Origin of the sequence: Rahnella victoriana (genome assembly GCF_004330295.1) — a bacterium.
In the GTDB taxonomy this organism is placed as follows: domain Bacteria; phylum Pseudomonadota; class Gammaproteobacteria; order Enterobacterales; family Enterobacteriaceae; genus Rahnella; species Rahnella victoriana.
This window is the reverse complement of record NZ_SJOJ01000011.1, coordinates 42,188-54,811: the sequence shown is the minus strand read 5'-3', so window position 1 is coordinate 54,811 and position 12,624 is coordinate 42,188. Positions and strand designations below refer to the sequence as shown.

Annotated in this window: 14 protein-coding genes and 1 other RNA gene; 7 read left to right on the top strand and 8 right to left on the bottom strand. The window is 52.4% G+C overall.

Annotated features, from left to right (window positions below; all coding sequences use genetic code 11):
- Nucleotides 1-25: 25 nt before the first annotated feature.
- Nucleotides 26-1,315: an ammonium transporter AmtB gene (gene amtB, locus EYY67_RS11050; protein WP_095924964.1), complete on the top strand. Its 1,290-nt coding sequence runs from the start codon at nt 26-28 to the stop codon at nt 1,313-1,315.
- 144 nt (nt 1,316-1,459) lie between these two features.
- On the opposite strand, the gene tesB is transcribed toward amtB, so the two are convergent.
- The gene (gene tesB, locus EYY67_RS11045) at nt 1,460-2,326 is read right to left on the bottom strand and encodes an acyl-CoA thioesterase II (protein ID WP_095924965.1); all 867 of its coding nucleotides are present in this window, start codon (nt 2,324-2,326) and stop codon (nt 1,460-1,462) included.
- A gap of 271 nt (nt 2,327-2,597) precedes the next feature.
- On the opposite strand from tesB, the gene EYY67_RS11040 reads away from it, so the two are divergent.
- A complete protein-coding gene (locus tag EYY67_RS11040; protein ID WP_095924966.1) occupies nt 2,598-3,176 on the top strand; it encodes a YbaY family lipoprotein in 579 nt (192 codons plus the stop codon).
- Nucleotides 3,177-3,250: 74 nt separating this feature from the next.
- On the opposite strand, the gene EYY67_RS11035 is transcribed toward EYY67_RS11040, so the two are convergent.
- Nucleotides 3,251-3,559, bottom strand: coding sequence for an MGMT family protein (locus EYY67_RS11035; RefSeq protein WP_095924967.1), 309 nt, complete (start codon nt 3,557-3,559; stop codon nt 3,251-3,253).
- A 193-nt stretch (nt 3,560-3,752) separates the two neighbouring features.
- On the opposite strand from EYY67_RS11035, the gene ffs reads away from it, so the two are divergent.
- Nucleotides 3,753-3,849, top strand: an RNA gene (gene ffs, locus EYY67_RS11030) — signal recognition particle sRNA small type.
- Nucleotides 3,850-3,899: 50 nt separating this feature from the next.
- On the opposite strand, the gene EYY67_RS11025 is transcribed toward ffs, so the two are convergent.
- Both EYY67_RS11025 and EYY67_RS11020 read right to left on the bottom strand, forming a co-directional pair.
- On the bottom strand, nt 3,900-5,249 hold the full coding sequence (locus EYY67_RS11025) for an NCS2 family permease (protein WP_095924968.1): 1,350 nt from the start codon (nt 5,247-5,249) through the stop codon (nt 3,900-3,902).
- Nucleotides 5,250-5,325: 76 nt separating this feature from the next.
- Nucleotides 5,326-7,113, bottom strand: coding sequence for an adenine deaminase (locus EYY67_RS11020; protein WP_131693504.1), 1,788 nt, complete (start codon nt 7,111-7,113; stop codon nt 5,326-5,328).
- 137 nt (nt 7,114-7,250) lie between these two features.
- Here EYY67_RS11020 and EYY67_RS11015 point away from each other — a divergent pair, with 137 nt between their 5' ends.
- Nucleotides 7,251-8,192, top strand: coding sequence for a LysR family transcriptional regulator (locus tag EYY67_RS11015; RefSeq protein ID WP_232770433.1), 942 nt, complete (start codon nt 7,251-7,253; stop codon nt 8,190-8,192).
- A 92-nt stretch (nt 8,193-8,284) separates the two neighbouring features.
- Here EYY67_RS11015 and EYY67_RS11010 read toward each other — a convergent pair whose 3' ends face one another.
- The 3 genes from EYY67_RS11010 to EYY67_RS11000 all read right to left on the bottom strand — a co-directional run bounded on the left by EYY67_RS11010 (nt 8,285) and on the right by EYY67_RS11000 (nt 9,488).
- Complete coding sequence (locus EYY67_RS11010) at nt 8,285-8,488, bottom strand: HHA domain-containing protein (RefSeq protein WP_056771138.1); 204 nt, start codon at nt 8,486-8,488, stop codon at nt 8,285-8,287.
- A 45-nt stretch (nt 8,489-8,533) separates the two neighbouring features.
- Nucleotides 8,534-8,902: an Hha toxicity modulator TomB gene (gene tomB, locus EYY67_RS11005; protein WP_095924971.1), complete on the bottom strand. Its 369-nt coding sequence runs from the start codon at nt 8,900-8,902 to the stop codon at nt 8,534-8,536.
- A gap of 232 nt (nt 8,903-9,134) precedes the next feature.
- Nucleotides 9,135-9,488: a hypothetical protein gene (locus tag EYY67_RS11000; protein WP_131693503.1), complete on the bottom strand. Its 354-nt coding sequence runs from the start codon at nt 9,486-9,488 to the stop codon at nt 9,135-9,137.
- 365 nt (nt 9,489-9,853) lie between these two features.
- On the opposite strand from EYY67_RS11000, the gene EYY67_RS10995 reads away from it, so the two are divergent.
- From EYY67_RS10995 to EYY67_RS10985, 3 genes are read left to right on the top strand one after another with little or no spacing between them, the layout of a single operon-like run.
- Nucleotides 9,854-10,582, top strand: coding sequence for a metal ABC transporter ATP-binding protein (locus tag EYY67_RS10995; RefSeq protein WP_195816792.1), 729 nt, complete (start codon nt 9,854-9,856; stop codon nt 10,580-10,582).
- Nucleotides 10,579-11,436: a metal ABC transporter permease gene (locus tag EYY67_RS10990; protein ID WP_131693502.1), complete on the top strand. Its 858-nt coding sequence runs from the start codon at nt 10,579-10,581 to the stop codon at nt 11,434-11,436. Before EYY67_RS10995 ends, EYY67_RS10990 begins: the two co-directional genes overlap by 4 nt.
- A gap of 43 nt (nt 11,437-11,479) precedes the next feature.
- Nucleotides 11,480-12,358 (top strand): metal ABC transporter substrate-binding protein, encoded by an 879-nt coding sequence (locus EYY67_RS10985; RefSeq protein WP_119826773.1) that lies wholly within the window; start codon nt 11,480-11,482, stop codon nt 12,356-12,358.
- Nucleotides 12,359-12,480: 122 nt separating this feature from the next.
- Here EYY67_RS10985 and ykgO read toward each other — a convergent pair whose 3' ends face one another.
- Nucleotides 12,481-12,621: a type B 50S ribosomal protein L36 gene (ykgO, locus tag EYY67_RS10980; RefSeq protein ID WP_095924976.1), complete on the bottom strand. Its 141-nt coding sequence runs from the start codon at nt 12,619-12,621 to the stop codon at nt 12,481-12,483.
- Nucleotides 12,622-12,624 lie beyond the last annotated feature (3 nt).

Below are 12,624 nucleotides of genomic sequence, written 5' to 3'. Positions count from 1 at the left end.
TTTGAGAAACAGGGGTGGGTTAATAATGAAAAAACTTTTATCCATGATGGGGCTTGGCGCAGTCGCATTGCTGCCTTCGCTTGCCATGGCAGCAGCACCAGCCGCCGCCAACGGCGCTGATAACGCCTTTATGATGATTTGTACCGCGCTGGTATTGTTTATGACCGTGCCTGGCGTGGCGTTGTTCTACGGCGGTTTGCTGCGTTCTAAAAACGTTTTATCCATGTTGACACAGGTTATTGTCACCTTTGCACTGGTCTGCGTACTGTGGATCCTCTACGGTTACAGCCTGGCATTCAGCGAAGGTAACGCCTTCTTCGGCGGTTTCGGTAACGTCATGATGAAAGGCATCGGCCTGGATTCTGTCACCGGCACCTTCTCCCAGATGATCCACGTTGCATTCCAGTGCTCGTTTGCCTGTATCACCGTGGCACTGATCGTGGGTGGCATCGCTGAACGTGTCCGCTTCTCGGCAGTACTGATTTTCACTGTGATCTGGCTGACCTTCTCCTACATCCCGATGGCACACATGGTATGGGCCGGTGGTTTCCTGGCCGCTGACGGCGCGCTGGACTTCGCGGGCGGTACGGTTGTTCATATCAACGCGGCAATCGCGGGTCTGGTCGGTGCTTACCTGCTGGGTAAACGTGCCGGTTTCGGTAAAGAAGCCTTCAAACCCCACAACCTGCCAATGGTCTTCACGGGTGCCGCTATCCTGTATGTCGGCTGGTTCGGCTTTAACGCCGGCTCTGCAAGTGCAGCAAGTTCCATTGCCGCGCTGGCGTTCCTGAACACTGTGATTGCAACTGCTGGCGCAATCCTGTCCTGGACACTGGTTGAGTGGATGGTGCGTGGTAAGCCGTCACTGTTAGGCGCAAGCTCCGGTGCTATCGCGGGTCTGGTGGCTATCACCCCGGCATGTGGTACGGTCGGCGTGGGTGGTGCTCTGATCATCGGTCTGGTTGGCGGTGTGACTGGCCTGTGGGGTGTGGTTACCCTGAAAAAATGGCTGCGTGTGGATGACACCTGTGACGTGTTCGGTGTGCATGGCGTGTGCGGTATCGTAGGTTGTCTGCTGACGGGTGTGTTCACTTCCAGCTCACTGGGCGGCGTAGGCTACGCAGAAGGCGTGACAATGGGTCATCAGGTCTGGGTTCAGTTCTTCAGCGTGTGCGTGACTCTGGTATGGTCTGGCGTTGTGGCCTTCATCGGCTACAAAGTGGCTGACATGATCGTCGGTCTGCGTGTTCCGGAAGAACAAGAGCGCGAAGGTCTGGACGTTAACAGCCACGGCGAAAACGCGTATAACCAGTAATCCGGCAGTCATAAGATTTCAGAGAAAGTAGTGCGCTAATTCTCTTACTAAGCCGTTCAAAACAATAAAATAATGATGATATGCAAAAGGGGCGATATTGATATCGCCCCTTTTTAATGCGCCTTATTTAGCGAGTGTCCGGTGTTATTCAGGCGTTCGCTGGCGTATGACGCCCTCCTGCACCGTTGAGGCGACCAGCACGCCATCACGGGTATAGAACTGACCACGCACAAATCCGCGCGCGCCCGAAGCAGACGTACTTTCCACGGCGTACAACAGCCAGTCATCCATGCGGAAAGGGCGGTGGAACCACATCGAGTGGTCAATGGTCGCGACCTGCATGCCGGGTTCAAGGAACCCGATACCGTGCGGTTGCAGCGCCGTTGGCAGGAAGTTGAAATCCGACGCATAGCCCAGCAAATATTGATGGATCCGCAAATCATCGGGCATATCGCCATTGGCACGGAACCAGACTGCACGGTGTGGCTCTTCTTTACTGCCTTTCAGCGGGTTGTGGAATTTCACCGGACGCATTTCAATCGGCTTATGGCCGATGAATTTTTCGCGGAATTTTTCCGGGATCAGATGAGCCAGATTTTTAGCAATCTCTGATTCTGAGACCAGCGTTTCCGGCGGCGGCACGTCCGGCATGGTGTTCTGATGTTCAAAACCGCTTTCCTGACTCTGGAACGAGGCCGTCATATAGAAAATTGGCTTACCGTGCTGAACGGCTTTCACGCGGCGGGCGCTGAAGCTGTTGCCGTCGCGCAAGATTTCCACGTCATAGATAATCGGTTTGCTGCTGTCGCCCGGACGCAGGAAATAGCTGTGGAAGGAGTGGATCCCACGGTCAACCGGCACGGTTTGTTTGGCGGCATACAATGCCTGCCCGACTACCTGACCTCCAAAGACCTGACGTAAACCCAAATCTTCACTTTGACCACGAAACAGCCCTTCTTCAATTTTTTCCAGATCTAACAGATCCAGCAGATTTTTTAATGCCTGACTCATAGTGGCCTCATGAAAGTTACCGGTGATATCGACCTCAGTGACTCAGGGTAGTGCAGGCAGGAATCCTCTGAAATACACCTTCACCGACAGGTCTAACCTGTTAATCATAGTGGATCTTCCGTTTGCCCTGAAGATCTGTTTACCCGCTGACAGGAAAACCTCAGACTTTTGTGCCATGATTAATGGGTAAGCTGGTTAAAGTCACTAAATTCATCGTCGGCGTTTATTACAGCTTGTCGACAAGCGACTAATAAAAAAGGGAGTACGATCAATGAAACTTTGGCAGATAGTAGGTGGAACCGCGCTGTCTCTGACTCTTGCCGGGTGCGCTCAGCATCATGAGGCACCAGCGCAGCAACCCCCTGTTAATACGGCGGCCAGTCCGGCCACTGAACCTGCGATCACCGGCCCGAATGTGTCGGGTAGCGTGTTTATCAATCAGCGTGTGGCGTTGCCACCGGATGCGGTCCTGACGGTAACCCTGTCTGATGCGTCAGTGTCTGATGCGCCGTCGCGTGTGATTTCGCAGAAAGTGGCGAGAACCCAGGGCAAGCAGGCACCATTCAGCTTTATCCTGCCGTATAACCCGCAGGAAATTGCCCCCAATGCCCGCGTTCTGTTGAGCGCCGCCGTGACAGTTAACGGCCAGATGACCTTCGTCACCGATTCAATTAAAGAGGTGATTAACAACGGTCAGGGCACCCGTGCCGATCTGCAGCTGGTCCCGGTCGTTGCTGTACCGGTCGCCACTAAGCCGACGGCGTTAGGGCCGATGAGTAATCCGGCAAATCCGGGGATGGAGTCTTCACAGGCGCCAATCAGCGCAGTGCCAACGCAACCGACCTATTAACGTAATCGCGTTGTTATTGCAGGTATCAGGCACCGCTCCGGCGGTGCTTTTTAATGGCACGTTCGCACAAGCAACTACCATTTCCAGCCGTATTTCTCTAAATCCACTTTGCCTTTCTTAAAAATGATGCCTTCTGCCAGTAGCGCCTGACGCTGACGTTTAAAATCCTCACCTTGCAGGGAAATCTCGCCATGACGGTTAATGACCCGGTGCCATGGCAGTGTGCTGCCTTCAGGTAACTTTTTCAGTACACCGCCAACCTGACGCGCCGCCCGTGGCGAACCGGCCAGTTGCGCGACATTGCCGTAGGTGGTGACGTGTCCGGCCGGGATGGCGGCGATGATCTGAAATACGCGCTGGCGAAAGTTATCGGGTTCCGACATGACATCCTCCTCAGTGATTTGCGCACAGTATGACGCAAAAATTGGGGTTCTGTCCGGCCTGAATCAGGCGTATTGTTTAAGAAAACAACGGTTGTCGGCCGTTAACTTGCTTTTGCTTCGGGCATCACAGATAATGCCCACCGCTTCGATTCTCTTAGCAGAGAAATGAAGCCGACAACGTCAATGGGGGCCCTGTTGGTTCTCCCGCAACGCTAACTTGTCAACTTGGTCAGGTCCGGAAGGAAGCAGCCATGGCAGGTGTCGTGTGTGCCGGGATGTAGCTGGCAGGGCCTCCACCATTTCAGGCCCTCCCGTTTTACCTTCTCCCGATCAGCCCGTCTTAGTGATGCACCAGTGTGGCGAAATAATACACCAGCGGGATCGCCAGAATATAAAGGCCAACCGGCACTTCGCGCGCTTTCCCTGCCACCGCTTTAATGACCACGTAAAACAGCAGTCCGCCGGCGATACCCGTACCGAAGCTGTTTGAAATCAACGTGATCATCACCATCATCAGCACCGGCAGCGCATCGGTGAAATTCGCTAAATCCACTTTCCGCAGGTTACTGAACATGTTCAGGCCAATCAGAATCAGCGCGGGCGCGGTCGCCTCTTTCGGGATCATCAGCGCAACTGGCGTGAATAACAGCATCAGCAGGAACATCACGGCAGCAGCCAGCGCGGTCAGGCCGGTTTTTCCGCCTGCTTCAGCGGCAGCGGAAGATTCGATCAATGCGGTTGCCGCAGGAATTCCGACAACCGGACCCAGCGCCGCCGCAATAGAATCCACCATGAATGGCCGGTTGATGTGCTTCATATTGCCGTGTTCATCGAGCAATCCGGCTTCGCCGCCGACTGCCAGTGTGGTACCCATCGTCGAGAAAAATTCCGAAGCGAAGAAGATAAACAGGAACGGCAGGAAGGCGATATTCATGGCGCCGGTCAGATCGACTTTGCCCAGCAGCGGGGCCACGGAGTGTGGCAGGGATATCCATTGCGCGGGCAAATGCGTGACACCAAACGGGATGCCCGCAACCGTCGCCAGTAAGATGGCCCACAAAATGGCACCGGGTACTTTGCGCGCCTGTAAACCCACGGCGACCAGCAAACCGAGCAGCGCGATCAATGCGCCGGGCGCGGTAAAATCACCCAAAGCCAGCGCATGGGTTTTGGCATTTGCCATGACCAGCCCGGCATTTCGAAAACCCAGCAGGGCAACGAAAATACCGATGGAGGCGGTCAGTCCGAGCTTGATCGACTGGGGCACCGAACGGGTGACCACTTCACGCAACCCGAATACGGTCATCACGAAAAACAAAATCCCCGACCAGCAGGCGATACCCAGCGCGATGGGCCATGAAATGCCATCCCCCGCCAGTGTGATACCGACCAGAACGGAGCCGCCAATCCCCGGCCCGACCATAAAGGGCAGGTTGGCGTAAAATGCCATCAGCAGAGAACCCAGCACAAACACCAGGATCACGCCGGTGGTGGCCGCGCCTTTATCCATACCGCTGACCGCCAGTAAACCCGGGATCACCACCAGCAAATACGCCGCGGCCAGAAAGCCGGTGATCCCTGCCAGACATTCCGTTTTGACGTTGGTCTGGCGCTGGCGAAGCTGGAAACGGCGCAGCAGCGCGTTTTCCTCAGATGACGCCGTCACATTTTTCACAGAACTTTCGGACATGCTTACATTCCCCTGAAATAATTTTTATCTTGTTGTGTTTGCTATCATTTTTACGACGGGTGTGGCGAGGTGTGTCTCAGCTTTCTTCCGGCCAAATTTCCAGAACCGGGTTGACGATTTCACGTAAACCGCCATCTGTAAGCCCTAAATCGGTCAGATGTGGCCCGGCGTTACAGGCCAGACAGGTGCCTTCGATGGCCTTGAAAACCCTATATGGCGGCTCCCAGTCTGCGATACGCGCGCTGAGGTCGCGCAGATTTTTAAACTGTTCGGCTAATTCTGCCGCCGGTAATTCGGAAAGCATTCCGGCAATCGGCATATCCACTTTTGCCAGCAGTTTGCCATGCTGACTCAGCGCCATACCGCCGCCACTGGCGATCAGCTGATTGGCGGCCAGCATCATGTCCGCAGGCTCGCGTCCGATAACCACCAGATTGTGGGAGTCATGCGAATACGATGTGGCAATTGCGCCGCGTAATTCCCCCCAGCCTTCCAGCAGCGCCATTTTCGGCGTGGCATCGTGACGGCCATGACGGTGTTGTACCCAAATCAGACTGAAGCCGTCAGGGATCTCTGCCGCTCCGTCGCGCACATTGACGACCACTTCACCCCATTGCGTAAAGCGCGCGCCTTTGATATTGCGCAGACGCGCTTTGCCGTTGTTCAGTCCGGGGATGTGCAGCCTGAAATCCTCCGCACTCAATGCTTTTAATCGCATGGTATCGCGCGGAGGCGTCACGCCGCTGGCGGCTGAAGGCGTAAACAGAAGTTTGCCGTGTCGGGCGACGCAGGTGCCTGCGACGTAAACCGCGCGTGGATCCAGCGTCTCCAGCGAGTCAAACGCGATGATGTCCGCCGTGCGCCCTGCGGCAATCAGGCCCAAATCGTGACGTTGCATACGGATAGCCGCATTGAACGTCGCCATCCTCAGCACGTCTTCCGCACGCAGACCGCAGGCCATCAGCAGTCTGATTAAGGCAATCAGGCCGCCTTTTTCCAGCAAATGATCCGGCGGGACGTCATCGGTACACAGCGTGATTTGTGATGAAAGGTGCGGAAGCTTCAGCAATGCGGCCGCGATGTCAGGCAAAAGATAAGGATGCGAGCCGCGAATCTGCAACGTCAGCCCGGCACGCAGTTTTTCAAGCGCATCTTCGGCAGACGTCAGCTCGTGATCGGAGGTTACGCCAGCGGCCAGATAAGCCTGCAACTGCTCATCTTTCAGACCCCTGGCGTGTCCTTCAATCAATTTACCGCTGTTTAATCCGGCTTCAAGGATCTCCAGCATGCGTTCGCTGCCGTTGAGCACGCCGTACATATCCATCACTTCAGCAACGCCAGCCACTTCCGGCCAGCTCAGCATGGTCTGCATTTCCTGACCCTTGAAATCCGCACCGGACATTTCTAATCCGGGCGTTGAAGGGACGCTGGAGGGCGCGGCACAAATCACCCGCAAAGGCAGATTACGGCTCGATTGCACGGCATAGCGAACACCGGCCACACCGAGCACATTTGCCAGTTCATGCGGATCCCAAAATACAGTGGTCGTGCCCTGCGCGACGACGATTTCCGCGTATTTTTCCGGGGGCAGGTGTGAGCTTTCGATATGTACATGTGTATCGATAAGGCCGGGGGAAAGGTAGCTGCCTGATAAATCATCGACATTCTCTTTCTGAGTGAATTTCCCACGCGGGTGCACGCTGGCAATCATATTGCCGGTGATACCGACGTCGGCTTCTCGTAGCTCTCCGGTGACCATGTCGATCACACGGGCGTTTATCAGCAGGCGGTCAAACGGGATTTTGCCCAGAGCAGCATTCACAGCCCGCTGGCGCTGGGGCAGGGAAGCGAGGTTATCGGTCATTTCAGTATCCGGATTTACACAGTGATTGGGCTAATGTAGGGAGAGGCGAAGGCTTTGCACAGATGAATTATTTTATCCGTTTATAAGATGCGGTTATGCTGAGCAAACGTTTTCTATTTTTTGCGGAATAGCTGCTGATTATGTCTGAACCCTGGCGCCGGTTGCCTGCTCTCTCCCTTAAGCAAATTCAATATTTTGTGACGCTGGCGCAATTGCGCAGTTTCACCGAAACGGCCAATCGTCTGGCCATCAGCCAGCCTGCCCTGAGCAGCGCATTGCGGCAAATCGAATCTGTACTCGGGGGAAAATTACTCAACCGTACCGCACAGGGTGTGAGCCTGACTGAGCAGGGAGAAGCTGTCCTGCCATATGCAGAACGCTTATTGAATACCGCGCACAGTGTCTTCGATGATATGCAGCAAATTATGCGGCAGGGTGGGGACGGGACATTACGTATCGGATTAGTCCCTTCGGTGAGTACATTATTATTTCCGGCGGTTCCGCAGTTATTATCCGAATATTTCCCTGATATGCGTGTGGAATTCCACGACCTCACTAATGATGCATTATTACTGGAACTGGAAAATGGTTCGGTGGATTTTGGTATCGGAGCCACAGACAGTACGGTACCGGCAACAATCGCCGTGTATCCGTTGCTTGAAGACCCTTTTGTGGCGGTGATCCGGCGTGACGATGCGCTGGCGGAAGGCCATAATGTGCCGTGGCGGCAACTGGTAAAAAGAGATATTGCATTGTTTTCAAAAGGAAATGTCAGCAGACTGGTGACGTCACTGATTGAAAGTCATCGGCTAAATTTGCAAATTGGTTATCGGGTGGATTTTCAGGAGACATTATACGGACTGGTGCGTTCGCGTCTGGCCGTGGCTATTTTGCCTGAGCTATATACTGCAACGCTCAATGATAATGAATTAACCGTGATTCATTTGCAGCAGCCGACATTAAGCCGAACTGTGGCAATGATGCGCAAACCTGCACCGCTGCGATCGCCAAAAACGGAACAGTGTTTCCAGTTTCTGTTACAGACATTTCATCGGCAAATCAAAGAGAAAGCAGAGTAACCGGATGGCAGAAAATCGTTAAATAACGCTTAAGTGATGTCGCTTAAATAACAGGCATTAGGCCGAAGTGTATTTCGGCCCAGCCCTGACGATCAGCGTACGAATTTCCAGACCGCTACCGGGATTTTATCGTACAGCTTGTTCATCGTTAGCTCCGCTAAACGATGGTCAGCCGCCGAGTAAAACAATTCCAGTTCGTCGTCGGAGAGTTCGTACTTATTCTTTTCAATGACACGTTCAAGTGTATCAATAGTGGTGCATTTTCTTAAACGCATCAAATAGTCGATTTTGTTCATCTTAGCCTTTTCATTTTTATCTGATGACTGCATATAAATTATTACTCAAGTCTTCATTAGGGTACAGATGTAGTCCCCTGAGAACATTCTGAATAGTCGCTTCTTGGTTTTCTGCCATTGGCGCAAATCAGAATCGTTAATTCCATAATTACTGAACAGGGTGTAGGTATCATCCAGATACTCTTCAACCAGATCAGTTAAATGGTTATCGTCGGGATGCTTTATTTTAAAACTCATCACAAAAGATGCAATGTGTTCAATCAGTTCGTTGAGCTGCAGGTTAACCGCTGAAGTCGGGTCATTAACCCAACCGTGATGGCTGTCACCCAGTGTCGCAATTCCTTCGTCGTACAGCATTTCATTCAGGTAGCGTAACTGAGCGATGTCGTGCCGCTTAGGCGAGTACTCATCCATATCATCCCCTCCGTAATGGTTTATTCGGTGTTGATAACACTCTGTGAGTAAACAACAAAACTTAATGGCTTACAGGAAACGGCTCTCACTTCTGACGCTATGAACTGGCTTACAACTTCAAAGATAATCACAATGAATCCCTCTTTGAATGGAGGGCTACACTGTTTAATATACAGTCAGCATTTTAAATATAATTCATTTTCGGAAAGCTGTGCAAACGTATTACTCAAACTTACAATTCTTCCGCCATAGTGCCTTTCGATAATTCAATAATATCAAACTCCAGTCCGTCCGCTTTAACCTGGAATGTGACACTTTGCGTCGTGAATTCCTGCGCATTTATGTCCAGACAACCATTGAAAATCGTCCATCGGAACTGGTAAGTCATTGAATAATAGTTTTTGTCAATTTGTCTTATTGACACGATTTGCAAAGAATTAGGTTCATAACGCGCATTTTCTGAGAAATAAGTTAAATCACCAATTAACGGTTCTTCAATTTCAGATAACGCAGGCTCAATAATCTGTTGTAAATCCTGAACAGTCAGAGTTTCCCCATTAATATCGTAAGGGATGATTTTTTTCAACGCGTTGACCTCTTAACTGTATTCCTTTTCATTATTGCATACTTTTATCAGGATGTGTTTTGAGCGGAGAAAAAAAATTCCGGGCGCAAAAATCGTAACTTTCTGATTGTAATGCAATTTACTATCTATTCATTAATTTTTACCCTTTTCTAACAGTTCTCCAGCCACCGCGACCTCAATCACGGTGAAAAAAACTGACACAGTTGACGTATTGATACCTGATGCAAGTTGTGATGTTATATTGTAACGATCGGAGGGGTCATGACCAAAACACTCTTTACACTTTCTTCGCCAGTCCGCTGTCTTGCGGTACTGGCCGTGCTTGCCGTTTTGTGGGCTGCGATTTACTGGGCAATTTCTCTACCATGATTTTTGTAAACGATGTCGAAGTCGGCTATGACCGGCAGGCCGTTGCCATGCCGCTTAACGGGCAATTTCAGTCAGGTTCACTGACCGCAGTTATTGGTGCCAATGGCGCGGGAAAATCCACGTTTCTCAAAACGCTGGCCGGGCTTCAGCAGGCGGTGGCGGGAAACATTTCATTTACAGGCGGTAAGCGCCCGCGTCTTGCGTATCTGCCACAGCAGGCCGAACTGGACCGCAGTTTTCCTATCAGCGTGTTTGATCTGGTGGCGATGGGATGCTGGCCTCAGAGCGGGTTATTTGGCGGTATCAGTCGTCAGTCCGCAGTGGCTGTCGGTCAGGCACTTGAGACCGTCGGGATGACGGAAATGTCGCATTTACCGGTCGGTTCACTTTCCGGCGGACAATTGCAACGCACGCTTTTCGCGCGTTTGCTGGTTCAGCAGGCACCGCTCATTATGCTGGATGAACCCTTCACCGGCATCGATACGCAGACGACGGATCTGCTGCTGAACGTTATTGCGCAGTGGCATCAGGAAGGCAAAACCGTGATTGCTGTTTTGCATGATATCTCGATGGTGTCCCGTCACTTTCCGCATGTGTTGTATCTCAGCGCACAGCAAAATTTATGGGGAAGTGCCCGCGATGTGCTGGGGCATTTCCCGCATCAGGCGCATGCCTGTATTTCGACCGAACCTTTCTCCCTGACGACGGGAGTCGCCAATTCATGATGCTTTTTCATTTACTGGCCGATCCTTTTATTGAATTCGGTTTCATGCGCCGGGCATTAATCGCCTGCATCGCGTTATCCATCAGTGCCACACCGCTGGGGGGTTTCCTGTTACTCCGCCGGATGAGTCTGGTCGGGGATGCCCTGTCGCACGCCGTTTTACCCGGGGCAGCCATCGGCTATCTGATCTCGGGTATGTCGCTGGTGGCGATGGGAATTGGCGGTTTTATCGCGGGGTTGGCGGTGGCGATGTTATCCGGACTCGTCAGTCGCCGTACGCAATTAAAAGAAGATGCCAGTTTCGCCGGATTTTACCTTGGCTCGCTGGCGCTGGGTGTCACGCTGGTCTCCCTGCGCGGTTCCAGTGTGGATCTTTTGCATGTGTTGTTTGGCTCCATTCTTGCCATTGATTCTTCCGCCATGATCATGGTTGGCATCATTAGCAGCCTGTCCTTGCTGGTGCTGGCCTGTATCTATCGCGCACTGGTGATTGAATCCTTTGATCCGTTGTTCCTGCGCGTGAGTGCCGGAAAATGGCTGGCGGCGATCCACGGTATTTTTCTGGCGCTGGTAGTAATTAATCTGGTCGCCGGTTTCCAGATCCTTGGCACACTGATGTCGGTAGGGCTGATGATGTTGCCCGCCGCCAGTGCCCGTTTCTGGGCGCAGGATCTGCCTCATACATTGCTGAGTGCCATGATCATTGGCGTGATCGCCAGCGTCGTCGGCCTCATCTGGTCTTACTACGCCTCACTACCGGCTGGCCCGGCCATTGTGCTCAGTGCCACCGTTATTTTCTTTATTTCCGTTTTATTTGGAAAGCGTGGCGGCATGTTAACCGCCTCGCGATGTTAAGCCGTTGTATGTTAATAAGCAGTACCACCATTAAGGGGACATGATGAAAGTATTACCTGTATCACTCGCAGTAGCTGCCCTGCTGTCGAGCCCGCTGGCTATGGCAAAAACGGTCGAAGCGGTGGCCAGTTTTTCCATCCTCGGGGATATCGTTCAGGAAGTCGGTGGCGAACATGTGAACGTCACCACGTTAGTCGGCCCGGACGGCGATCCGCACAGTTTTGAACCTGCGCCGAAAGACAGCAAAGCCATTAACGCCTCTGACGTTGTGTTTGTCAGCGGTCTGGGGCTGGAAGGGTGGATTGACCGTCTGGTGACGGCTTCCGGTTATAAAGGCCATCTGGTGACGGCATCGGAAGGTGTGGACTCCCGCAAGATGGAAGAAGACGGTAAGCAAATCACCGATCCGCACGCCTGGAACAGCATGGCGAATGGTGTGATTTATGCGACCAATGTGATGAATGCACTGATCAAAGCCGATCCGGAAGATGCGGATTACTTCCGTCAGCGTGGAACGGCTTACATTGAACAGTTGCAGAAGCTTGACGCGTGGGCGAAAACTGAATTTACCGGTATTCCGCAGTCAAAACGTAAAGTGCTGACCAGCCATGATGCCTTTGGTTATTTTGGTCAGGAATATCATGTCAGCTTTATGGCACCGGTCGGTTTTTCTACGGAAGCAGAAGCCAGTGCCAGCGGTGTCGCTTCTCTGATCAAACAAATCAAAGCGGAAAAGGTGAAAACCTACTTTATCGAAAACCAGACTGATCCACGCCTGGTTAAGCAGATTGCGGCGGCCAGCGGTGCTGAGCCTGGTGGTGAGCTGTATCCGGAAGCGTTGTCAGGACCACAAGGCCCGGCGACAACCTACGTCAAAGCGTTCAGGCACAATGTGGAAACGATTGTCGCCAGCATGAAATAAGATCTCCCTCCTCATCGTGAAACGGTGGGGAGGTTTACATCATGTCTTAACATAAGAAAAAGCCCCGTCGGGCAAGCGGCGGGGCTTTTATTTTTTGTATACCAGGTCGGGAAGGGGCGTCATTAACGCTTTTTCTTCTTACCCTGTACGGCTTTAAAGCGCGGATTGCTTTTACAAATCACATAAATCCGGCCTTTACGGCGGACAACACGGCAATCCGGATGACGATTTTTCGCGGAACGTAATGAACTCAGAACCTGCATAAC

Coding starts and splice junctions, on each gene's coding strand:
- tesB (WP_095924965.1), bottom strand. CDS start 2,326: ATGAGTCAGGCATTAAAAAATCTGCTGGATCTGTTAGATCTGGAAAAA.
- EYY67_RS11035 (WP_095924967.1), bottom strand. CDS start 3,559: ATGTCGGAACCCGATAACTTTCGCCAGCGCGTATTTCAGATCATCGCC.
- EYY67_RS10985 (WP_119826773.1), top strand. CDS start 11,480: ATGAAAGTATTACCTGTATCACTCGCAGTAGCTGCCCTGCTGTCGAGC.
- EYY67_RS10990 (WP_131693502.1), top strand. CDS start 10,579: ATGATGCTTTTTCATTTACTGGCCGATCCTTTTATTGAATTCGGTTTC.
- EYY67_RS11020 (WP_131693504.1), bottom strand. CDS start 7,113: ATGACCGATAACCTCGCTTCCCTGCCCCAGCGCCAGCGGGCTGTGAAT.
- EYY67_RS11010 (WP_056771138.1), bottom strand. CDS start 8,488: ATGAACAAAATCGACTATTTGATGCGTTTAAGAAAATGCACCACTATT.
- amtB (WP_095924964.1), top strand. CDS start 26: ATGAAAAAACTTTTATCCATGATGGGGCTTGGCGCAGTCGCATTGCTG.
- tomB (WP_095924971.1), bottom strand. CDS start 8,902: ATGGATGAGTACTCGCCTAAGCGGCACGACATCGCTCAGTTACGCTAC.
- ykgO (WP_095924976.1), bottom strand. CDS start 12,621: ATGCAGGTTCTGAGTTCATTACGTTCCGCGAAAAATCGTCATCCGGAT.
- EYY67_RS11025 (WP_095924968.1), bottom strand. CDS start 5,249: ATGTCCGAAAGTTCTGTGAAAAATGTGACGGCGTCATCTGAGGAAAAC.
- EYY67_RS10995 (WP_195816792.1), top strand. CDS start 9,854: ATGATTTTTGTAAACGATGTCGAAGTCGGCTATGACCGGCAGGCCGTT.
- EYY67_RS11040 (WP_095924966.1), top strand. CDS start 2,598: ATGAAACTTTGGCAGATAGTAGGTGGAACCGCGCTGTCTCTGACTCTT.